Below are 21,621 nucleotides of genomic sequence, written 5' to 3' on the forward strand. Positions count from 1 at the left end.
AAAACGAGGATCGATCCATGCGTCTCACTCCACGTCACACCGCAATGGTCACGGCACTGACCCTGCTGGTCCATGGCCAGGCCAGCCCGGCCTACGAGCTGTACGCCGACGACGACAGCCACCTGAACGCCGATCTGCTCGCGGTTTGGGGCATGTTCAACAGCCGCCACAACTACGACGGCACCCCGGGCGGCTCGACCTGGCGCGAAGGTTTCATCAAGTACGGCCTCAGCGGCGACCAGGGCCTGGCCGGCAACGGCAGCCTGTATGGCGCCCTCAACTGGGTCAGCTCAGGCGCCTGGGGCGACGGCGACGCCGGCGGCAACCAGGACGGCTCCGAACGCACCACCAAGATCGAGGACGCCTACCTGGGCTGGCGCTCGGGCGACCTGTTCCCGTTGCTGGGCAAGGATGGCGTGGACCTGTCCGGCGGCCGCCAGGTGATCCGCCTGGGCAGCGGCTTCCTGGTCAACGACGACGGCCCCAACCTGGGCAAGGGCCCGGCCGACGGCCAGCTCAACCGCGGCGGCGCCTTCTACCTGGGCGCGCGCCACGCCTTCGACCGCACCGCGGTGCTGCGCCTGGGCGGCCAGGAGGGGCTGCATGGCAGCGTGCTGTGGCTCAAGTCCGACAACCGTGCCCAGGCCGAAACCGAGCTGGCGGCCGGCACCCTGGACTACACCCATGACCTGGGCACTCTGGGCCTGACCTACATCCACGGCATCGACGTGACCGACCAGTGGGCCAGCGAATTCCAGAAGGCCCGCGAAGGCATGGATGTCTACAGCCTGCGCGGCGAAGGCGGCGCGGGCCTGGCAAACACCCGGCTGGCCTTCGAATATGCCTGGCAGGACAAGCGCGGCGGGCATGAGACGGCCTGGTACGCCGAAGCGGCCTACACCTTCGCCAACACCCCCTGGACGCCGCAGCTGACCTACCGCTACACCCGCTACTCCGCAGGCTGGGACCTGTTGTTCACAGGGCTTTCCCGCGGCTACGGCACCTGGATCCAGGGCGAGGTCGCCGGCAACTATGCCGGGCCGTTCAACACCAACAGCGGCATCCACCATGTCGGCCTGAAGGCCACGCCACGGGACAATCTGACCCTCGGCGCGCTGTTCTTCGACTTCGACACGGTGCGTACCCGCGACACCTTGGACCTCGATGCGCAGGAGCTGGACCTGTATGTGGAATGGGCGGTCAACGAGCACCTGATCGTCACCCCGCTGTTGGGGCTGTTCAAGCCGCGCAAGGATGAAAGCAATGGTGGCAACCAGGTGGGTAGCGGGACCAACGTTTATAGCCAGCTGACGGTGGCGGTGCCGTTCTGAAGGGCAGCCCTTTCGAGGTGTACAACGTTGGTGTTGCAGCGCCTATCAGATCCAGCGCCGCCCGCGCGGCGCATCGCGGATGAATCCGCTCCTACATTCGTTGCAACGTACCGAACCTGTCAGGCCATGGTTGCCAGCCCTGGCGCAGGGCTCAAGACAGGTGAGACGGCGGCAATGCCCGTCGAAACATCGCGTCGAGCGCACAAGGCTAACAACCATGGCCTATCAGGCATGGCCACGTTGCAACAGATGTAGGAGCGGATTCATCCGCGATGCGCCGCGTGGGCGGCGCTCGGTCGCATAGGCGCTGCTGGGTTTGCGGCGGACACCTGATCGCACCCCAGGATCCATCAGCCCAGCAACAGGCTCAGGTCGGCGCCCTGCTCACCCAGCGGCGGGCACCAGTAATAGCCGCCGCTCAACGGCCGGCTGAAGCGGTACAGGCCATCGACCACGCCATCTTCCAGCCCGCTCATGCGCCGCAGCTGCACCTCGAAGGCGTCCAGCGAGAAGCCCAGGGCGACGAACGCCAGGCCCGCGCCGCGTTCATCGGTCCAGGCCACCGAGCGACGCACCACGAACGCCTCGGGGGCGAAGCTCTCCTGGGCGGTGCGCTTGACGTGAGCGGATTCGGGGGCGTCGTCGAGTTCTTCGTTGTCGCTCAGGCGGCGACCGATGATGTTGTCCTGCTCGGCCTGGGGCAGCGACTTGAAGTAGCCAAGGTCGTGCTTCCACAGCTGGAAGGCGGCAAAGCTCGAGCCCGACAGGCCTGGGATGTCGCCCGGCACGATGGCGGCAGCGACGGCGTCTGCGTCCACCGGGTTCTCGGTGCCGTCCTCGTAGCCGGTCAGGTCATGGCCGCCGCGGTGCAGGAAACCCTCGACGCTGTCGACCAGGCGCAGGGCCGGCGCCATTACCTGCTGCAAGGCCTGGGCGCGCAGGAACAGCTCGCCGCGCTCGGCACCGCGCAGCCACAGCCACAGGGCGTGCTGGGTCGCCGGATTCTCCACCACCGCGTCCAGTTGCGGGAAACTGCGCAGGCCCGGCACCTCGCGGCCCAGGGCCTTGGCCAGTGGCGCGCCGACGGCCAGGATCAGGCTGTGGCCATCGACCTGCGGCAACAGCTGATCCAGTACCGCGGGCAGTGCTTCCAGGGAATCGAGGGCAAAGAACAGGTGACGGGCGTGGGCCGGCACCGGGGTGGCAAGCAGACCTTGCTGGAACGGCATGACGGGCTAATCCTCGGCAAAAGCGCGAATGCTACTGCCACAGGCCCGGCATCGCAACGCGACATGGCGTCACCAGGCCAGTAACAAACGGTTACCAAGATCGTGCAGACACGATTAGCTATCATTGCGCCCCCACCTACACTCCTCGGGATCCTTCGCCCGAGAGACCGCCCATGACCGCCTCCCCCTTGCTCACCGCCCTCCTGCCGCTGGCCCTGGGCATCATCATGCTCGGCCTGGGCTTGTCGCTGACCCTCGCCGACTTCGCCCGGGTGGTGAAGTACCCCAAGCCGGTGGTGATCGGCCTGGCCTGCCAGATCCTGCTGCTGCCATTGGTGTGCTTCCTGATCGCCAACGGCTTTGGCCTCGAGTCGGCGCTGGCGGTGGGCCTGATGCTGCTGGCCGCCTCGCCCGGCGGTACCACGGCCAACCTGTTCAGCCACCTGGCCCACGGCGACGTGGCGCTGAACATCACCCTCACCGCGGTCAACTCGCTGATCGCCATCCTCACCATGCCACTGCTGGTGAACCTGTCGCTGATGTGGTTCATGGCATCGGACCAGGCCATTCCCCTGCAATTCGCCAAGGTCATGCAGGTGTTCGCCATCGTGCTGCTGCCGGTGGCGCTGGGCATGCTGATCCGTCACTGGGCGCCGCGTTTCGCCGCGCGCATGCAGAAGCCGATGAAGATCGTCGCGGCGCTGTTCCTGGCCTTCACCATCGTCCTGGCCCTGGCCAAGGACTGGCAGACCGTGGTCGAGTACGCGCCGATCGTCGGTGGCGCCGCGTTGCTGTTCAACCTGCTCAGCCTTGGCGTGGGCTACTGGGTGCCACGCCTGTTGAACATTCCGAAACGCCAGGCGATCGCCATCGGCATGGAGATCGGCATCCACAACGGCACCCTGGCCATCGCGCTGGCCCTGAGCCCGTCGCTGCTGAACAACGCGACCATGGCGGTGCCGGCGGCGATCTACAGCCTGATCATGTTCTTCACCGCGGCGGGGTTCGGCTGGTGGGTCAGCCGCGGGCAAGCACTGGAGAACGTGGCAGAGCAGCCATCGTGAGATAGTCGAATCCCAGGGACATGACCAGAGCCTCGAACGTTAATGTTCAGGCCGGGTCAGGTCCATGGGTGGGGATATCCGCATCTTGTGCAGGTAGAGCGCCTGTGGCCGTTCAGGAACTCTCCCGCACCATCAGCTCGAACCCCAGGTCCTGCTGACCGGTAGCCACCCGCTTGCCATCGAGCAACGCCAGCAGCGCCTGCGCCGCGCCGCGCCCGACCGCCGCGCGCGGGGTGCGGATCGAGGTCAGGCGCGGGACCATGTGCGCCGAGGCCGGCAGGTCGTTGAAGCCCACCATCGCCACCCTGCGCGGCACCTCGATGCCTTCGCGCAGGGCCTGCAGCACCGCGCCCTGGGCCAGGTCGTCGTTGCAGAAGAAGATACCGTCGACATCCGGCGCCTGGGCCAGCAGGCGGCTGAACAGCGTGCCGCCCAGGCCGATGGACGAGGGTTGCGGGTCGAGCACTTCAAGCTCGGGGGCTTGCAGACCGGCCTCGGCGAGCGCCTGACGGAAGCCTTCGGCGCGCTGCATCACCCGAGGGTCGAGCTGCGCGGCGATGAACCCCAGACGTCGGCGGCCACGCTCGATCAAGTGCCGCGCCGCGGCTCGCCCGGCCGCGTGCTGGGAGAACCCTACCGACAAGGCATCGCCCTCGCCACCCAGCTCCATCATGTGCACGCACGGTACTTGGCTCGCGGCCAGCATCTGCCGCGAGGCCTCGCTGCGCTCGAAGCCGGTGAGCAACACGCCGCACGGCTGGTAGGCCAGGTAATTGCGGATCAGGTTCTCTTCCTCGGCGACATCGTAGTGATAGTTGCCAATGAGCACCTCCAGGCCACGGGGGCGCATCACCTCGTGAATGGCCTCGAGGGTGTCGATGAACAGCTGGTTGGACAGTGAGGGGATCAACACCACCACCGACTGGCTGCGCGCCGACGCCAAGGCACGGGCGGCCGGGTTGGCGACATAGCCGAGGCTTGCCGCCGCGGCCATGACCTTCTGTGCCAGCTCCGGCGCGACGGTGCTGACGCCACGCAAGGCGCGGGAGGCGGTGATCGGGGAAACCCCGGAAAGCCTGGCGACTTCCGCCAGGGTGGGACGACCGGTAGTACGCGAGCCAGTACGGGACATGAGTATTGTAATTTTACTGCTTGCAGGAATGGGGAACGGTCACTAAGGTAGCGCTGTCTCTGGATGCAGGCAATGCAATCTTGGTAGCAGGCATGCGTTCAGCGTCCATACTGCCAAAGACAAGATCAATAACACCCGGGAGGGTGGCGCATGGTGTTCGGCTCGTCGCGACCGAGACAGCGCTATCTCACCCAGCAGGAGGTACAGATGAACCCTTCCCTGTCCGCGATCGTGGTCATGGGCGTGGCCGGCTGCGGTAAAAGCAGCGTCGGCGCTGCCATTGCCACCCGCAGCGGCGGCCGCCTGATCGAAGGCGATGCCTTCCACCCCGCCGCCAACATCGCCAAGATGAGCGCCGGCATTCCCCTGAACGACGACGACCGTGCCGGTTGGCTGGTGCGCCTGGGCGAGGAGCTGCAGGCCACCCTCGCTGCGGGTGAACGCCCGATCCTCACCTGCTCGGCCCTCAAGCGCCGCTATCGGGACACCCTGCGCCTGGCCGTGCCCGAACTGTGCTTCGTGTTTCTCGAGCTGACCCCGCAGGAAGCCGAGAAGCGCGTGCTGGCGCGCCCCGGTCACTTCATGCCGGCCAGCCTGATCGACAGCCAGTTCGCAGCGCTGGAGCCTCCGCACGCAGAGCCCCTGACCCTGGCCCTGGACGCCACCCGCCCGCTGCCCACGCTGGCCGAGGACGTGCACCAGTGGCTAAAGCCTTGCGGTGAGCAGGCGCTGGCGCGGACTGCCTGACCCGGCGGTTTTTCCGGCTCACCAAAGACAGCGCTGTCTCCAGGCCTCTCAAGGCTGATTACCGCAAGACATGCGATACCAAAACAACAACGAAAAGACCGAGGTTCACGAACCATGTTCGGACTGGCTACCGATACCTTCCTGCTACTCGACGCGCTGGTCACCATCGTCGGGCTCATCCTGCTGATCACCCATTTCAAGGTCCACCCCTTCGTCGCCCTCACCATAGCCGCGGGCTTTCTCGGCCTGACCTCCGGCATGCCGGTGGCCAAGGTGATGAAGTCGTTCCAGGACGGCTTCGGCGGCGTGCTCGGCTTCGTCGGCATCGTCCTGGCCCTGGGCACCATGCTCGGCAAGCTGATGGCCGACTCCGGCGGCGCGGACCAGATCGCCCAGACCCTGATCCGCGCCTTCGGCAAGCAGAAGGTGCACTGGGCGATGATGTTCGCCGCCTTCCTGGTGGGCATCCCGCTGTTCTTCGAGATCGGCTTCGTGTTGCTGATCCCGCTGGTGTTCAGCGTCGCCCGCCGCTCCGGCGTATCGCTGGTGAAGATCGGCATCCCGCTGCTGGCGGGCCTTTCGGTGGTGCACGGCCTGGTACCGCCGCACCCGGGCCCGCTGCTGGCGATCGGCATTTTCCACGCCGACATCGGCAAGACCATCTTCTATGGCCTGCTGGTGGCCCTGCCCACGGCGGTGATTGCCGGCCCCCTGTTCGGTAATTTCATTTCGCGCTACATCCCGGGCAACCCGTCCCAGGAGCTGATGGACCAGATCGCCCGCGAGTCGAACCAGCAGAACCTGCCCAGCTTCAGCGTGACCCTGATCACCGTGCTGCTGCCGGTGGTGCTGATGCTGCTCAAGACCTTCGCCGACGTGGTGCTGCCGGCCGAGCACATCGTGCGTCAGTGGATGGACCTGATCGGCCACCCGATCACCGCACTGCTCGCCGCACTGCTGCTGGCCTTCTACACCTTCGGTTCGGCCCGTGGCTTCAACCGCCAACAGATCATGAAGATGCTCGACCAGAGCCTGGCCCCCACCGCCGCCATCGTGCTGATCGTCGGCGCTGGCGGTGGCTTCAAGCAGATGCTGGTCGACACCGGCGTGGGCAACGTGATCGGGCAGATGGCGGTGCAGGCCGAGATTTCGCCGATCATGCTGGCCTGGCTGGTGGCAGCGGTGATCCGCATCGCCACCGGCTCCGCCACGGTGGCCACCATCACCGGCGCCGGCATCGTCGCCCCGGTGATCGACCTGGTGCCGGGCGTCAACCGCGAACTGCTGGTGCTGGCCACCGGCGCCGGCTCGCTGATCCTGTCCCACGTCAACGACGCCGGCTTCTGGCTGGTCAAGCAGTACTTCAACATGACCGTGGCCGAGACGTTCAAGACCTGGAGCATGATGGAAACCATCCTCTCGGTGGTCGGCATCATCTTCATCATGCTGCTGTCGATGGTGGTGTGACCGTTGGTCGCCGTGATGGCACCTTGCTGATGGGGCCATGGCCCATATGAGAACGAGGCCCTGCGCAGGCGGGGCCGACTTCTTGTCATCGCAAAGGAGCTTGCCCGCATGAACCGTTCCTTCCTGCTTGCCGCCCTGCTCGCCTCGCCCCTGGCCTTCGCCGCCGGTACCGGCGCCACCTACCCTGACGACCCGCACAACCCGGCGCCCAAGCCCGGCGTGGACAGCACCCTCAACCCGATCGAGAAGCCCATGCCACGGGATACCGACCCGCGGATCAAAGGCAATGACCCGGACAGCCCGCCAGCTGAGCAGAACGATGATCGTGATCTGCCGGGGATGGGGGACAGCGGCTCGGAGGGGATGGGGCGTGATGGCGGAGGGTCGGGCAACGGCGGCAAGCCCTAAGCTTTGTGAAACCAGGCGTTACTCAGCACAGTAGGAAAATCCAGCCGGCTCCCACAGGGACCGCGCAATTGCTGAATTCTGCGCTGTACCTGTGGGAGCCGGCTTGCCGGCGATGGGCTGCATGGCAGCCCCACAAACGCGAAACTGACAGGCAATCAACCCGCCCGCTCACCACTGCCGCTTGTCCGGCCGTGTCAGCCCAAGTTTTTCGATCTTGTAGCGCAGCATATCCCTCGACAACCCCAACAAACGCGCCGACTTGGTGACGTTCCAGTCGGTGCGATCCAGGGTACGACAGACCATATCGCGCTCCATGTCCGGCAAGCTTGCCGCTGCCGGGGGCTCGTGGCGCGGCGCCTCGAATGCCAGCACCTGCGCCGGCTGTGCCAGCGGTTCGTCGACCAGGGTCATGCACAGGTTCAGCTGGTGGGCGCCGATCACCTCGCTGGGCGCCAGCAACACCGTCTGTTCGAGCATGTTGCGCAGTTCGCGCACATTGCCCGGCCAGCTGTAACCCAGCATCAGCGCCTCGGCCTCGGCCGAGAAGCGCAGGTTGGGCTTGCCATAGCGCCGCCCGTGGTGGGCCAGGAAGTGCCGGGCCAGGCGCAGGATGTCCTGGCCACGGGCAAACAGGCGCGGCACCTTGAGGGCGATGATGCGCAGGCGGAAGAACAGGTCGCGGCGGAACTTGCCCTGCTGGACCATCCGCTCCAGGTTGCAGTTGGTGGCGCTGATCACGCGCAGGTCGACCTTGCGCTCCTTGACCGCGCCGATGCGGCGGATGGTGCGGTCCTCCAGCAGTTTGAGCAGCTTGGCCTGCAGCACCAGGTCCATCTCGCCGATCTCGTCGAGGAACAGGGTGCCGCCGTCAGCCGCCTCGACCAGGCCCACGCGACGCTCCTTGGCATCGGTGAACGCGCCTTTTTCGTGGCCGAACAGTTCGGCCTCCAGCAGGTTGGCGGGAATCGAGGCGCAGTTGAACTCGATGAACGGCCCCTTGGCCCGGCTGCCGTCGAAATGCAGGGCGCGCGCCACCAGTTCCTTGCCGGTACCGGTCTCGCCCTCGACCAACACCGGCGGCAGGTCGCCGCTGGCCATGCGCCGTTCGGCATCGAGCAGCTGCTGCAAGGTGTGCTTGAGCTCTAGCATGGCCGGCGACTCGCCGATCAATGCCTGCAAACCGGACTTCTGCGCCTCGCGTTCCTGGTAGAACGACAGCGTGCGCTCCATGCGTTCGGCGGCCAGGGCCTTGTCCAGCATCAGCTTGAGCTCGGCCAGCACTACCGGCTTGGTGAGGTAGTGGAACGCGCCCTCCTTCATGGCCAGCACGGCGTCTTCGACGTTGCCGTAGCCGGTCATCATGATCACTTTGAGCTCCGGCGCCTGGGCTACCAGCGAGCGCAACAGGTCGTGGCCGCTCATGCCGGGCAGCGAATTGTCGGTCAGCACGGCGTCAGGCCGGGCGCGCTTGATCTGCTCCAGCGCCAGTTCCGCGCTGTGGCACACCGTGACCTCGAACCCTTTGAGGTTCAGGTAGGTGCGAATGTTGTCGGCAAGGATTTCATCATCCTCGACCACCAGGATGCTGTGCTCCATGGTCCCCTCCCGCTGCAATATTGAAAGTCAGGCTGACGCGGGTTCCTTCCTCTTCGCGGCTGGTCAGTTCGACCGCGCCGCCAAAGCGTTCCATGATCCTTTTGACCAGGGCCAGACCAACCCCCAGGCCGCCTTGTTTGGTGGTGAAGAACGGCTTGAACACCATGCGCCGCTGCTGCTCGCTCATGCCCTTCCCGGTATCGCTGAGCTGCAGTTGCGCCTGCTGCCCCTCCAGCTGGCGCACCTCGGCGCGCAGCTCGCCGCCTTGGGGCATGGCCTCCAGGGCATTGGCAAATAGGCTGTTGAGGATCTGCGTCAGTTGCAACGGTTGGCTGGCCACCCATTGCGTCGCAGGCCCGACGAAGGCGAAGCGCACGTTGTTGCGCTCGATCTGCGGAGCGAAGGCCTGCCGCGCATCCTCGATGGCCGCCACCAGGTCGACCGACTCGGCTTCGTCGCTGGTCGGGCGCAGCGATACCAGCAGGTCGCGGACCCAGCGCGACATGCGATCGACCTGGGTAATGATGTCACCGATGTTCTTCTGCGCCGCCGGGCTGGCGATGTCCTGGGCCAGTTCTGCGCTGGAGCGGATATTGGCCAATGGGTTGCGCAAACTGTGAGCCACCGCCGAGGACATCTCGCCCAGGGCCACATAGGTCTCGCTGGCCACCAGGCGGTCTTGCTGGTGATGCAGCAGGCTGGCGGCGCGGCGCACGATCCAGAACAGGCCGAAGTAGATCAACGCCCCTCCGACCAGGGTGGAAGCCCAGATCAGCACATAACCGCGATGGATGCGCCGCACCAGGTCATGCGGCTCCTTGTAGATCTCGACCATCGCCAGCACCTGCTCGCCCTGGCTGTCGAACAGCGGGATGTAATTCTCGATGAACAGGTGCCGGGGCTCGCGCTGGAACTTCTGTTCTTCGCGGTCCTCGTCGGCCTTGTGATAGCTGGCCGACACCGACTTGCGCGAGCGGAAGGCCCGCTCCAGATCGTCATCTTCATCGATGCGCTTGCCGATCAGGTGCGGGTTGGTCGACCACACCACCGTGCGGTCGCGGGCATAGACATTGGCCAGCAAGGTGTCGGGCAGGTGCTCGACGTGGTCGAGGAACTCCACCCGGGTCGACTCGGCCAACTGCGGAGTGAACTGCAGGTGCTGCTGGTCGAGGCGCGGATCGAGCAACTCGCCCATGGTGATGCCCGGCGGCAGCTGCGAGTGCCGCACCTCGGCCTGGGCCATGGCCTGGATGAACTGGGCGGTGAGCATGGCATCGCGCTCGACGCTGTCGCGCACCACGAAACGTGTCGACACATAGCCCAATCCACCGGCGACCGAGGCGATGATCAGCAGGCTGACCAGCGAGAACCAGCGCAGCAGGTTGAACTCGTGCAGCGGCGTTGCCAACCCGCTGGCGGGAGGCGCGGCCTTGTCGGGGGCACCGTTTTCGAGCGTCTGCATCGCATCGTTCCCACCTGAACGCCGATGAGGTTCACCGGCATGCTGCTCTGCTACCGGTGGTAGCAAAGTGATTCCATCGAACCTTTGCTGAAGGTGTCAGCGCGGGCTTGCGAGAGGTCTAGCAAAAAACCAGCCAGCAACTTGAATTTATGATTTTTCTTTATAAATCATTATGTTGAAGATCATTATTAATCTTGCTTGTTGGATAATTCCCCACTTTTGGGTAACGGCCACCCATTTTTTATAATATCCTTATAAATCAGTGTATTGGACTCAATATCTATAGCTTAAGGTTAAGTTGATGCCACCCGAAAATTCAGCTGTACCCGGGTCCCTGCCCCCTCACGACTGCTCAACCGCACCGAGCCGCCGAAGCGCTCCATGATCCTTTTCACCAGCATCAGCCCCACGCCCACGCCGCCTTGCTTGGTAGTGAAGAATGGCCGGAAGGCCATGCGCTGCTGTTGCTCGTTCATGCCCTTGCCGGTATCCGAGAGCCGCAGGCTCAGATTACGCCGATCATTGCGCACCACTTCAACACGCAGCTCGCCACCGGCCTCCATCGACTCCAGGGCGTTGGCGATCAGGCTGCTGAAGATTTGTCCGAGCAGCGCCGGCTGGCCCAGCACCTGCACGCTTGGCAGCTCAGGCAGCAGCAACCGCACGCCGCCGCGCTCCAGCGCGTGGGCAAACGCCTGCAAGCTGTCGCGCAGGCTCTGGGCTACATCCACCGCCACGGCTTCATCGCCAAGCGGGCGCAGCGATTGCAGCAGCTCACGCACCCACTGCGACATGCGGTCGACCTGGCTGATGATGTCGCTGATGTTCTTCTGCGCCGGGCCATCGTCGAAGGCCTGGGCCAGCTCGGCGCTGGAGCGGATGCTGGCCAGCGGGTTGCGCAGGCTGTGGGCCACCGCCGACGACACCTCGCCCAGGGCCACGAAGGTTTCGTTGCCGATCAGCCGCTTCTGCTGCACCGCCACCAGCCGGGCGGCGCGGCGCATGATGCCGTACAGACCGACATACACCAGGCCGGCACCCGCGGCGATGGCCAGCCAGATCAGCAGCAGGCCGTGCTCGATACGCACGATCAGATCATGGGGTTCCTTGTAGATCTCGACCATCGCCATGACGTTTTCGCCGTCGGCGTCGAACAAGGGGATGTAGTTCTCGATGAATAGCTGCTCGGGCGGGGTGACGAACTTCTGCTCGCTGCGCGCCTGCTCGAAGTTGTGGTAGCTGGCCGACACCCGCATCTTGTACTCGAATGCCCGGTCGAGGTCGTCGTCCGATTCGATCAGTTTGCCGATCAGCGCCGGGTTGCTCGACCAGATCACCGTGCGATCAGGGGCGTAGATGTTGGCCAGGAGCATGTCCGGCAGGTGCGCGATATGGTCGAGGAACTCGCCACGGGCCCGGCGCCGGGCCTCAGGGTCGACATCGGGCAAGGCATGGTCGGTGCGCGGATCAAGCAGCTCACCCATGGTCCGCACGTTGGGAATCGAGACATGGCGCACTTCGGCGTCGGCGATGGAAGTGATGAACTGGGCGGTGAGCAAGGCATCGCGCTCGACGCTCTCGTCAATGATGAAGCGGCTTGAGATCAGGCCCAGGCCAACCCCCACCGACAGGATGATCGCCAGGCTGACCCAGGCGTACCAGCGCAGCAGGTCGAACGGCTTGCGCGCCTGGCCGATTTCGGCGGGCAGCAATGTGTCGGGACGGGGGGCGAGGTCCATGGCGGGCTCCGCGGCTGGGCACCTCTACAGGTTATAGCCCAGAGTTGGGGAAAGCATGGGTGAGGTGAGGCTATTGAGCGCGTGAGGGCCGCCAGGTGCTCACCGCAACCCTTACAGGCGCCGCAAGGATCACGGAGAACACCTTGCCGCTCAAAGCGGCGCATCCCCAGCCAGCCCGCGCAGCAGGCGATAGTCGCGCAACACATTCGGCACGTAGCGCAGGGTCTCGGCGAACGGCGGCACCACCCGTCCACGACTGAGAACCGCCTCAGGCCCCGCGTTATATGCCGCCACGGCCAACGTGATGTCGTTGTCGAACAGCGTGAGCATGCGCTTGAGGTAGCGCGCCCCTCCCTGCACGTTGGCCTGTGGATCGAGTACATCCTTGACGCCCATCTCCTTCGCCGTGTCCGGCATCAGTTGCATCAGCCCCGCCGCGCCCTTGGCCGAGCGCGCCTTGGGGTTGTAGCCGGACTCGGCCTTGATCAACGCGTGCAGCAACGCCGGGGGCACACCGTGGGCCAACGCCGCGGCCGCCACCAGGTCGGCGTAGGGTCGCCCGGTGATCAGTTGCGCATTGACCGGCCCGCCCGCTGTCGGACGTTCGCTGATGACCCGGTCGTAATGCCGGCCCGGCCGGTGCACGTTGGACAGCACGAAGCCGCCCTTGCCGTCGCTGGAGACATAGATGTCGGCTTGGGCGCCGAACGCCATCAGCCCCGCCGCCAATCCCAGGATCAGTCCTCGCATGTCGTTCGCCTCCCGCCGCAAATAACCCAAGCGTGGCCCCCGATGTGGGGGAGATGCCCCGTTAACCCGGGCTTTTCGACTGCGACGCAAGCCGCGTGCCGCCCGCCGCAGCCCATGGCGCAAGGGCCCGGCGCAGACGTGCACGGCTGTTGCATATCAGGGATAAATGCAACGGAGGGTTTCACCATGCAACGCAGCATCCGTCCCCAACGCGGCTTCACCCTGCTCGAACTGTTGGTGGTGCTGGTGGTGCTGGGCCTGTTGGCCGGCATCGTCGCGCCCAAGTACTTCAGCCAACTGGGACGCTCCGAGGCCAAGGTTGCCCGGGCACAGATAGAGGGGTTGGGCAAGGCCCTGGACCTCTACCGCCTGGAGGTCGGCCACTACCCCAGCAGCGAGCAGGGCCTGCAAGCCCTGGTGGTCGCGCCTGGTGGCGAAGCGCGCTGGTCGGGCCCCTACCTGCAGAAGACCGTGCCACAGGACCCTTGGGGCCGCCCCTACATCTACAAACAGCCCGGCGAGAACGGCGGCGAGTACGACCTGCTGTCGATGGGCAAGGACGGCCAACCCGGTGGTGACGGTGAAAACGCCGAGATCACCAGTTGGCAATGAGGAGCCCGGCCATGCGCTATCAGCTCAAGGCCCTGGGAAGCCAGGGCGTGGTGCAATTGCAGGTGGAGGCCGAGGACAGCGACCAGGCCCGGCGCCAGGCCGAGGACCAGGGGCTGCGCGTGCTCAGCGTGCGCAGCCAGGGCCTGGCCCTGCGACGGCGCACGACGGCGTTCGACCTGATGCTGTTCAGCCAGGAGCTGGCCACCTTGCTCGGTGCCGGCCTGCCGTTGATCGATGCCCTCGAGAGCCTGGCCGAGAAAGCCCCGGGCGGCGCCACGCGCAAGACCTTGGAGCAATTGGTGCGCCAGCTCTACGAGGGGCGCTCGCTGTCCCAGGCCCTGGCCCTGCAGCCGCGGGTGTTCCCGACCCTGTACGTGGCCTTGGTGCAGTCCAGCGAACGCACCGGTGCCCTGGGCGACGCCCTCACCCGCTACATCGGCTATCGCCAGCGGCTGGATCTGGTCCGTCAGAAGCTGGTCGGTGCCTCGGTCTACCCGCTGCTGTTATTGCTGGTGGGCGGTGGCGTGGTGCTGTTCCTGCTGGGGTACGTGGTGCCCCGCTTCAGCCTGGTGTTCGAGGGGATGGCCACCGAACTGCCGTGGCTGTCGCGGGCGCTGATGCAGATCGGCCTGTTCCTGCATGCCCAGCAACTGCCCTTGGGACTGGGCATGCTTGCCGGCGTCGGCGCCCTGGTCGCCCTGCGCCGCCACCCGGCCGTGCGCCGTGGCGCCGGCCGCCTGTTGCGCCGACTGCCCGCGCTGCACCAACGCCTGATGATGTACGAGCTGGCGCGCTTCTACCGTTCGCTGGGGATTCTGCTGCAAGGCGGCATCCCCATCCTCACCGCGCTAGGCATGGCCCGCGGCCTGCTGGGCAGCACCGCGGCCGAGGGCCTGGAGCAGGCCAGTCAACGGGTCGCCGAGGGCCTGCCGTTATCCGATGCGCTGCAGGCCGGCCAACTGGTGACCCCCGTCTCGCTGCGCCTGCTGCGTGCCGGCGAACAGTCGGGCAACCTGGGTGAGATGCTTGAGCGTTGTGCCGACTTCCACGACCAGGAGATCGGGCGCTGGGTAGAGTGGTTCGTGAAATTGTTCGAGCCGTTGTTGATGACCTTTATCGGCCTGCTGATCGGGCTGATCGTGATTCTGATGTACATGCCAATTTTCGAGCTGGCATCGAGCATTCACTGATGCTCGCAAGAAAATGCAGCGGTTCAGTAGTCGAACCGCTCCACCGCCCTGCGCCGCTCGTTGTCGTCCCGTCGGTCATACCCGGCCGTGGTCTGGATATTGGCGTGGTGCGCCAGCTTCTGCGCGATCGACAGGTCGTGCTCCTCGATCACCCGGGTGATGAATGCCCGGCGAAAATCATGCGGCATGATCTTCGCCCCCACCTGCGCCCCGCGCTGGCGGGCGATGTAGTAGATCGCGTGCTTGGTGATGCGCGCGCGGGTGATGTGGCTGCCACGGCGGATGCGATTGAACAGGAAGCTGTCGTCGCGCTCGCCGGCCGGCAGGTGCTGGCGGCGCAGGTCGAGCCAGGCCTGCAGCTTGTCGAAGGCCCACGCCGGGGCATACTTGACCAGCTGACGGTTGCCCTTGGCCAGCACGTGCACGCTGCGCTCCTGGAAATCCACCTGGTCAAGGTTCACATCGACCGATTCCGATTTGCGCATCCCGGTGCCGTAGAGCAACGCCAGGATGGCCGCGTCACGCACACCCTGAGGACGCGGGTCGGCGGCGCACACGTCCATCAGCTCGCGAATCAGGCTGCGCCGCAGGTTGCGTCCCGGCGGCAGGCGGCTACCGCCCGCTGGCTTGACCTCGCGGATCATCAACAACTGTTCGTGCTCGATCAAACCCTGGCGCCAGGCCTCGTTCATCACTCCACGCACGGCATTGACGTACAACGACGATGTGTTGGGCGCATAGCCATCGGCGCGCAGCGCCGCGACCAGGGCGATCACATGGCCGGGTTCCAGGCGGTGCCAGGGCACCTCGGCGATATCGCAGTCGGCAAACCCCAGGCGGTCGGCGGCGTCCTGCAGGATGTAGCGCATGGTCAGCTGGCTGGACGGGGCCAACCGGGCGAGGTACTGCAGCAGCGGATTGCGCAGGAGGTCGGTCACAACGGGGATCCTGTAGCAAGCCGCCCTGGCGATCGAGGCAAGGCGGCGCAAAGCGAGTCATTTCAACCATGACAAAGGTCAAAATGACAACATAGAAATGAGGTCATAATGACTGCAAAAGTGCCATCACCTTGATATTCAAGGCTTTTGAACGCTGGCATGGTTCGTGATGGTACCCCATTCAACCGTTTCGATCGAACCAAGGTCCTCGCCATGCTCGTCCAGCCGATCACCGCCCGCCCCCGTCAGGCCCTCTGGGCCCTGGGTTTTCGACCCTTCTTCCTCGGCGGAAGCCTGTTCGCCCTGGTTGCCCTGCTGCTGTGGGCCGGCGTGCTGGTCGGCGCTTACGCGCTCGAGCCGGCCGGCGGAATGCTCGCCTGGCACCGCCACGAAATGCTGTTCGGCTTCGCTGTGGCCATCGTTGCCGGCTTCCTGCTCACGGCGGTGCAGAACTGGAGTGGCATCCCGGGTCTCAGTGGCCGACCGCTGCAGGGGCTGTTCCTGCTCTGGCTGCTGGGCCGGGCAAGTTGGTTCCTGCCCTTGCCCGCCTGGCTCCTGGTGCTGATGGAGGGCGCGTTCCTGCCCTTGGTGGCGCTGGCCCTGGCACGGCCGATCATCCAGCGTCGGCTGCGCAACAACTACCCCATCATCGGCCTGGTATTGCTCCTCGCGGCTTGCCAGTGGCTGACCCTTGTAGGCTGGCTGCGCGACGACCCGCTGTGGCAACGGCGAGGCGTGCTGGCCGGGCTGTGGCTGGTGGCGGCGATGATGAGCGTGATCGGCGGCCGGGTCATCCCGTTCTTCACCCGCCGCGGCCTGGGCAACATGAGCCCGGCACCGGCCCGGCCCTGGCTGGACCGCGCCTGCCTGCTGGGCAGCGTGGCGCTGCCGCTGACCTATGTGTTCGGGCTCAACGATGCATCACACCCCCTGATGGCCGTCCTGTTCGCCGCCCTGGCCGTGCTGCATGGCATACGTCTGGTGCTGTGGCACGACCGTGGTCTGTGGCATGTGCCGTTGCTGTGGTCGCTGCACCTGGGCTATGCCTGGCTGATTCCCGCCTGCCTGGGGCTGGCGCTGTGGCATGCCGGGGTGCCGATCAACCCTAGCCTGGCCGCCCATGCGCTGACGGTCGGCGCCATGACCGGGCTGATCGTGGCGATGATGGCGCGGGTCAGCCTGGGGCATACCGGGCGCCCTCTTCAGGTACCCCGCAGCATGAGTTGGGCATTCGCGCTGATCCAGCTGGCGGCACTGGCCCGGGTGATCGTGGCGCCGTTCACGCCGCTGGGGCTGGGGTTGTCGGTATTGTTCGGCAGCGCGGCATTGCTGCTGTTCCTCTGGCACTACTTGCCGATCCTGCTGCGTGCGCGGGTGGACGGCATGCCGGGCTAGCGGGCTTGCCCCGCGCCATGGCCGCATCTGGTCTACAGTTGAAGCCACGTTCAACCGCCAAGGGACCGCATGGCCTTCCACCACCTCACCCGCACTCACCCACGCCTGAGTATCGCCACCCTGGCCGGCCTGCTCGGCGGCTGGCTGATCCCCGCCGGCGATACCGTGCAGCATATCCTCGTCGGCTGGAACATCGGCGTCTGGCTTTACCTGGCCATGGTCCTGTGGCTGAGCCTGCGGGCCAATGCCGAGCGGGTACGCAAGGTCGCCCGCATCGAAGATGAAAACGCCGGCCTGGTGCTGATCACCGTGTGCGTCTCGGCCATCGCCAGCCTGGCGGCGGTCACCCTGCAACTGGTGTCCAGCCGCGGCCTGGAAGGCAGTGCCCTGGCCTTGCACTACCTGTACACCGGGCTGACGGTGGCTGGTTCCTGGTTGTTGATCGGCTGCATCTTCAGCCTGCACTATGCCCGGCTGTTCTACACCGGTGACCGCCATGAGCCCCCGCTGCGCTTTGCCGATGGCGAGCGCAACCCGGACTACTGGGACTTTCACTACTTCTCGTTCACCATCAATGTCGCCGTGCAGACCTCCGACATCGGCGTCGGCGGACGGGCCATGCGTCGGGTGGTGCTGGCCCATTCACTGGTAGGCTTCGTGTTCAATACGGCGATCCTGGGCTTCACCATCAATATCGCGGCCGGGTTGCTCGGCCAGGGCGCGTGAGGCACAGTTGCGGATGCGCTGGCATACCTGTGCCAGCACCTGCGCCTCGAGCACCAGTCCCAGCCGCACATGCCCCGCTGCGCTGGGCCCGAAACCATCACCCGGCAACAGCGCCACACCCTCTTCGTTCAACAGACGCTGGGCGAATGCCTGGGCGCTGAGCCCGGTGCCACGGACATCGAGCATCACGAACATGCCCCCGGCTGGCTGATGCGCATGGATGCCGGGGCAGTCCTCAAGCGAGGCACACACCCGGTCGCGCCGCGCCCGGTACACCTCTCGCATCCGCCGTACCTCATCTCCAACCTGATCCAGAGCCACGCAGGCCGCCTGCATGACGAACTCCGGCAGGCCGAACAGCATGCTCATCACCAGGTTGCCGAGGTGCCGGGCGAACTGCGGCGGCCCGATCACCCAGCCGACGCGCCAGCCACTCATGGCGTGGGACTTGGACAGGCTGCCGATCGACACGCAGCGCTCGGCCATGCCCGGCAGGCCCAGCGGATTCGGTGCCTCGCCGTCGTACAGCAGTGACTGGTAGACATCGTCGCAGATCAGCCACAGGTCGTGTTCCTCGCACAACCGCGCCAGGCACTTCAGATCGGCCAGGCCGATTGCCGCCCCCGTGGGGTTGTGCGGGCTGTTGAGCAGAAGCCCGCGAGTACGCGGCGTGATCGCCCGGGCCACGGCCGCTGGGTCCAGGCGGAACCCCTGCTCCGGCCGCACCGGCACCTGCACGGCGCGCGCGGCGCAGGCACCGAATACCGTGTGATAGGTGACGTACATGGGCTCGGCGACGATCACCTCGTCATCGGCCTCGAACAGGCACTGGAAGGTCGCGAACAGCCCGCACTGAGCCCCGGCGGTCACCACCACCCGCTCGGCGTCAATAGTCTGCTGGCTGTGGCGCGCCACCGCCTGGCGCAGGGCGAGGCTGCCGCGCACATCGCTGTAATGGGTTTCGCCCCGACGCAGGCTGGCAATGGCGGCCTCGACCACCGGGGCTGGCGTGTCGAAGTCTGGATCGCCCACCGACAGCAGGAAGATCTCGCGCCCCTGGCGGCGCTGCTCAAGGGCCTGGTAGTGAATATCCCAGGCCGCGGCTGCGTGACCGGCGATGCGTTGGGTGAGCGTGGAATACCGCATGACTGTCTCCCTGTCTGCCGGCCCGCACCGCTGGTCCGAAAAGCGCTGACGGTAAACATAGCAGAGCGCTGCTGGCTGCCAGGCGCAGGCCCACGAGGAAAACGTTTGCCTGGCCCTACGCGCCCACCGTTCATCGTGACAGGACTGTGACCGCCGTCATGCATTAGTACATCTGCCATATTTTCCAGCGAATACTGCCATGGCAGGTGCTAAGGTTAGAGTCCTGACGGCCAGGACGGCCCAGGCTGTTACCGCTTTGCAATCACCACGTTCACGAACAAGGAGGCTGGCATGAACAAGATGACGTTCCCCAACGCCTGCCAGGTGATGCGTTGGCATTTTCATCCGTTGGGTTTCGAAGCCAGCATGGATGCCCCGCGCAGCATGGTCGCCCGGCTGTTCGACCGTGCCACCGGCGAAACCCTGCTGGCCATTGCCGGCATCCCCTGCGCAACCATCATGCACGCCGCCGATGTCGAGCGCATCATCGAGGCCGTGGAGGCCGAGATGGAAACCTTCGACCTGCTTGCCAGCCCTTTGCGCAGCGTGGTCTAGCCTACCTGGGCCTGGCGTGCCTTGAGCGCCTGGAGCCCTGCCATGAACTGCTCCGGCGGCACCGGCTGGCCGAGCAGATAACCCTGCAGCGAATCGCAACCCAGGCGGGTGAGGAAGTCCTGCTGGCGGTCGGTTTCCACGCCTTCGGCGACAATGCGCAGACCCAGTGCCTGGCCCAGGGCGACGATGGCCGAGACGATCGCCGCATCATCGCTGTCCTGCTCCAGGTCCCGCACAAAGCCACGGTCGATCTTCAGTTCGTTGGCCGGCAGGCGCTTGAGGTACATCAGGCTTGAGTAGCCGGTGCCGAAATCATCAATGGACAGGTCCACGCCCATGTCCGACAGGCGCTGCAGTACGTGCAGGCTGGCGTCGGCGTCGCGCATGGCGGTGGTCTCGGTGATTTCCAGGGTCAGGCGATTGGCTGGCAGGTCATTTACATCCAGCGCCCTTGCCACACTGTCGACCAGCCCGGCGTGGCAGAACTGAATGGCCGACAGGTTGACCGCGATCCGCCACCCTTCATTACCTTGATCCAGCCACTGGCGCATCTGCCGGCAGGCTTCACCCAGCACCCACTCGCCGATCGGGATGATCAGCCCGGTCTTTTCCGCCAGGCCGATGAAACGGTCCGGCAGCATCAACCCATGTTGCGGGTGCTCCCAGCGCAGCAAGGCCTCGGCACCGATGGGCAGACGCTGCACGGCGTCGAACTTGGGCTGGTAGTGCAGGCGGAACTGGCCGTGTTCCAGGGCCGTGCGCAGGTCCTGCAGCAGTTGCAGCTGCTGGCGCGCGTTACTGTTCATGGACGCATCGAAGAAGCTGTAGCCGTTCTTGCCGGCGCTCTTGGCGTGGTACATGGCGGCGTCGGCGTTGCGCAGCAGTTCGTGCTGGTCCAGGCCATTGCCGGGATACAGCACGATGCCCAAGCTCGCCGACAGCTGCAGGTCGTGCTCGGCCACACGGAACGGCCTGGCCATCAGGTTGACCTGCTTGGCCGCGACATTCATGGCGTCGTCCGGCTCGTCCAGCTCCACCAGCAGCACGAATTCGTCGCCGCCGATGCGCGCCAGGGTGTCCTGGCTGTGCAGGTGGCCGCGCAAACGCGCCGCCACTGCCTTGAGCAGCAGGTCGCCAACATGGTGGCCGAAGGCATCGTTGACGGGCTTGAAGCCGTCGAGGTCGATAAACATCAGCGCGAAGCAGCCGCCCTGCTCCGCCACGCGGCCGACGGCCTGGTCGATACGGTCGGCCAGCAGCGAGCGGTTGGGCAGCCCGGTCAGGGTGTCATGCAGGGCCAGCTGGGTCAGTTCCTGGTTGGCCAGGGTCAGCGAGCGCGCCAATTCCGCCGTGCGCGCCTCCAGCCGAGCGTCAAGCACCGAAGTCAGCAAGGCCACCGCCAGCACTGCCAGGGTGGTGATCAGCACCAGGTAATCCAGGCCGTCGCCCGCGAGCCCCGTGGCAAGTGCGCCGCAGAAGCTGCCCGCCGGGAAGTTGGCCGCCGCCATGCCGGTGTAGTGCATGCCGACGATGGCGCCCCCCATCACCACCGCCGCCACGCCACGGATCTGCCGTACATAGGGCGTGTGCTGGCGCAGGCGGAAGGCTATCCATAGCGCCGCCGCCGAAGCGCCCACCGCAATGGCCAGGGAGGCGCTGAACAGCGTCGGGTCGTAGTCGATGCCCGGCTGCATGCGCAGTGCGGCCATGCCCATGTAGTGCATGCAGGCGATGCCGGTGCCCATGATCAAGGCACCGAAGGCCAGTTGCAACCACGGTAGTTTCGGCTGGCTCACCAGCCACAGGGCGAAGCCCGACGAAGCCACCGCGATCAACAACGACAGGCCAGTCAGCGCAGTGTCGTAACCCAGCTCGATGGGCAGGCTGAACGCCAGCATGCCGATGAAGTGCATCGACCAGATGCCAATACCCATGGCCAATGCCCCGCCGCCCATCCACAGGTACACCGCCCGGCCCTTGGCCGTGGCAATGCGCCCGGTCAGGTCCAGGGCCGTGTAAGAGGCAAGGATGGCCACGCACAGCGAGATCAACACCAGCGAGGAGGAGTAGCTACCGATCAGCATTCGCACGTCCAGGAACGAACCGGGGAGGCCCGGGAAAAGCCGATGATTGT

General features: G+C 65.7%; 19 protein-coding genes. 10 read left to right on the forward strand and 9 right to left on the reverse strand.

Annotated features, from left to right (window positions below; translation table 11 throughout):
• The first annotated feature begins 44 nt into the window (after nucleotides 1-44).
• Nucleotides 45-1,331, forward strand: a complete 1,287-nt coding sequence (locus ACZ9C1_RS06555; protein WP_476254560.1) for an alginate export family protein — start codon at nucleotides 45-47, stop codon at nucleotides 1,329-1,331.
• A 350-nt stretch (nucleotides 1,332-1,681) separates the two neighbouring features.
• On the opposite strand, the gene ACZ9C1_RS06560 is transcribed toward ACZ9C1_RS06555, so the two are convergent.
• A complete protein-coding gene (locus ACZ9C1_RS06560) occupies nucleotides 1,682-2,560 on the reverse strand; it encodes a Dyp-type peroxidase (protein WP_102685271.1) in 879 nt (292 codons plus the stop codon).
• A gap of 173 nt (nucleotides 2,561-2,733) precedes the next feature.
• Here ACZ9C1_RS06560 and ACZ9C1_RS06565 point away from each other — a divergent pair, with 173 nt between their 5' ends.
• Nucleotides 2,734-3,624 (forward strand): bile acid:sodium symporter family protein, encoded by an 891-nt coding sequence (locus ACZ9C1_RS06565; RefSeq protein ID WP_367858549.1) that lies wholly within the window; start codon nucleotides 2,734-2,736, stop codon nucleotides 3,622-3,624.
• A gap of 112 nt (nucleotides 3,625-3,736) precedes the next feature.
• Here ACZ9C1_RS06565 and gntR read toward each other — a convergent pair whose 3' ends face one another.
• On the reverse strand, nucleotides 3,737-4,756 hold the full coding sequence (gene gntR / locus ACZ9C1_RS06570) for an HTH-type transcriptional regulator GntR (RefSeq protein WP_102685268.1): 1,020 nt from the start codon (nucleotides 4,754-4,756) through the stop codon (nucleotides 3,737-3,739).
• 207 nt (nucleotides 4,757-4,963) lie between these two features.
• On the opposite strand from gntR, the gene ACZ9C1_RS06575 reads away from it, so the two are divergent.
• The 3 genes from ACZ9C1_RS06575 (at nucleotide 4,964) to ACZ9C1_RS06585 (ending at nucleotide 7,378) form a co-directional block, all read left to right on the forward strand.
• Nucleotides 4,964-5,503: a gluconokinase gene (locus tag ACZ9C1_RS06575; RefSeq protein WP_102685267.1), complete on the forward strand. Its 540-nt coding sequence runs from the start codon at nucleotides 4,964-4,966 to the stop codon at nucleotides 5,501-5,503.
• A gap of 114 nt (nucleotides 5,504-5,617) precedes the next feature.
• The gene (locus ACZ9C1_RS06580) at nucleotides 5,618-6,970 is read left to right on the forward strand and encodes a GntP family permease (RefSeq protein ID WP_476253776.1); all 1,353 of its coding nucleotides are present in this window, start codon (nucleotides 5,618-5,620) and stop codon (nucleotides 6,968-6,970) included.
• 108 nt (nucleotides 6,971-7,078) lie between these two features.
• Nucleotides 7,079-7,378 carry a hypothetical protein gene (locus ACZ9C1_RS06585; RefSeq protein WP_258701546.1) on the forward strand — a complete coding sequence of 100 codons (300 nt, stop codon included), beginning with the start codon at nucleotides 7,079-7,081 and terminating at the stop codon, nucleotides 7,376-7,378.
• A gap of 168 nt (nucleotides 7,379-7,546) precedes the next feature.
• On the opposite strand, the gene ACZ9C1_RS06590 is transcribed toward ACZ9C1_RS06585, so the two are convergent.
• The 4 genes from ACZ9C1_RS06590 to ACZ9C1_RS06605 form a co-directional block, all read right to left on the reverse strand.
• The gene (locus ACZ9C1_RS06590) at nucleotides 7,547-8,974 is read right to left on the reverse strand and encodes a sigma-54-dependent transcriptional regulator (protein ID WP_476253777.1); all 1,428 of its coding nucleotides are present in this window, start codon (nucleotides 8,972-8,974) and stop codon (nucleotides 7,547-7,549) included.
• A complete protein-coding gene (locus ACZ9C1_RS06595) occupies nucleotides 8,943-10,436 on the reverse strand; it encodes a sensor histidine kinase (RefSeq protein ID WP_102685490.1) in 1,494 nt (497 codons plus the stop codon). The genes ACZ9C1_RS06590 and ACZ9C1_RS06595 overlap by 32 nt, the downstream gene beginning before the upstream one ends.
• A 293-nt stretch (nucleotides 10,437-10,729) precedes the next feature.
• Nucleotides 10,730-12,175 carry an ATP-binding protein gene (locus tag ACZ9C1_RS06600; protein WP_476253778.1) on the reverse strand — a complete coding sequence of 482 codons (1,446 nt, stop codon included), beginning with the start codon at nucleotides 12,173-12,175 and terminating at the stop codon, nucleotides 10,730-10,732.
• A 150-nt stretch (nucleotides 12,176-12,325) separates the two neighbouring features.
• Complete coding sequence (locus ACZ9C1_RS06605) at nucleotides 12,326-12,925, reverse strand: lytic transglycosylase domain-containing protein (protein ID WP_277504352.1); 600 nt, start codon at nucleotides 12,923-12,925, stop codon at nucleotides 12,326-12,328.
• A gap of 186 nt (nucleotides 12,926-13,111) precedes the next feature.
• Between ACZ9C1_RS06605 and gspG the strand changes: the two genes are divergently transcribed.
• Nucleotides 13,112-13,537 (forward strand): type II secretion system major pseudopilin GspG, encoded by a 426-nt coding sequence (gene gspG, locus ACZ9C1_RS06610; RefSeq protein WP_102683924.1) that lies wholly within the window; start codon nucleotides 13,112-13,114, stop codon nucleotides 13,535-13,537.
• 11 nt (nucleotides 13,538-13,548) lie between these two features.
• Nucleotides 13,549-14,727, forward strand: coding sequence for a type II secretion system F family protein (locus ACZ9C1_RS06615; protein WP_476253779.1), 1,179 nt, complete (start codon nucleotides 13,549-13,551; stop codon nucleotides 14,725-14,727).
• A 23-nt stretch (nucleotides 14,728-14,750) separates the two neighbouring features.
• On the opposite strand, the gene ACZ9C1_RS06620 is transcribed toward ACZ9C1_RS06615, so the two are convergent.
• Complete coding sequence (locus ACZ9C1_RS06620) at nucleotides 14,751-15,665, reverse strand: site-specific integrase (protein WP_277504355.1); 915 nt, start codon at nucleotides 15,663-15,665, stop codon at nucleotides 14,751-14,753.
• Nucleotides 15,666-15,878: 213 nt separating this feature from the next.
• Here ACZ9C1_RS06620 and ACZ9C1_RS06625 point away from each other — a divergent pair, with 213 nt between their 5' ends.
• Entirely contained in the window at nucleotides 15,879-17,060 is a 1,182-nt protein-coding gene (locus tag ACZ9C1_RS06625) for an NnrS family protein (RefSeq protein WP_476253780.1), read from the forward strand.
• 69 nt (nucleotides 17,061-17,129) lie between these two features.
• Complete coding sequence (locus tag ACZ9C1_RS06630) at nucleotides 17,130-17,786, forward strand: DUF1345 domain-containing protein (protein WP_102683921.1); 657 nt, start codon at nucleotides 17,130-17,132, stop codon at nucleotides 17,784-17,786.
• On the opposite strand, the gene ACZ9C1_RS06635 is transcribed toward ACZ9C1_RS06630, so the two are convergent.
• Complete coding sequence (locus ACZ9C1_RS06635; RefSeq protein WP_198754329.1) at nucleotides 17,703-18,932, reverse strand: pyridoxal phosphate-dependent aminotransferase; 1,230 nt, start codon at nucleotides 18,930-18,932, stop codon at nucleotides 17,703-17,705. The genes ACZ9C1_RS06630 and ACZ9C1_RS06635 overlap by 84 nt on opposite strands.
• Before the next feature lie 291 nt (nucleotides 18,933-19,223).
• Here ACZ9C1_RS06635 and ACZ9C1_RS06640 point away from each other — a divergent pair, with 291 nt between their 5' ends.
• Nucleotides 19,224-19,487, forward strand: coding sequence for a DUF1652 domain-containing protein (locus ACZ9C1_RS06640; protein WP_110699237.1), 264 nt, complete (start codon nucleotides 19,224-19,226; stop codon nucleotides 19,485-19,487).
• Here ACZ9C1_RS06640 and ACZ9C1_RS06645 read toward each other — a convergent pair.
• Nucleotides 19,484-21,571, reverse strand: a complete 2,088-nt coding sequence (locus ACZ9C1_RS06645; RefSeq protein WP_476253781.1) for a putative bifunctional diguanylate cyclase/phosphodiesterase — start codon at nucleotides 21,569-21,571, stop codon at nucleotides 19,484-19,486. The genes ACZ9C1_RS06640 and ACZ9C1_RS06645 overlap by 4 nt on opposite strands.
• Nucleotides 21,572-21,621 lie beyond the last annotated feature (50 nt).

Source organism: Pseudomonas sp. TE21435 (assembly GCF_056279265.1).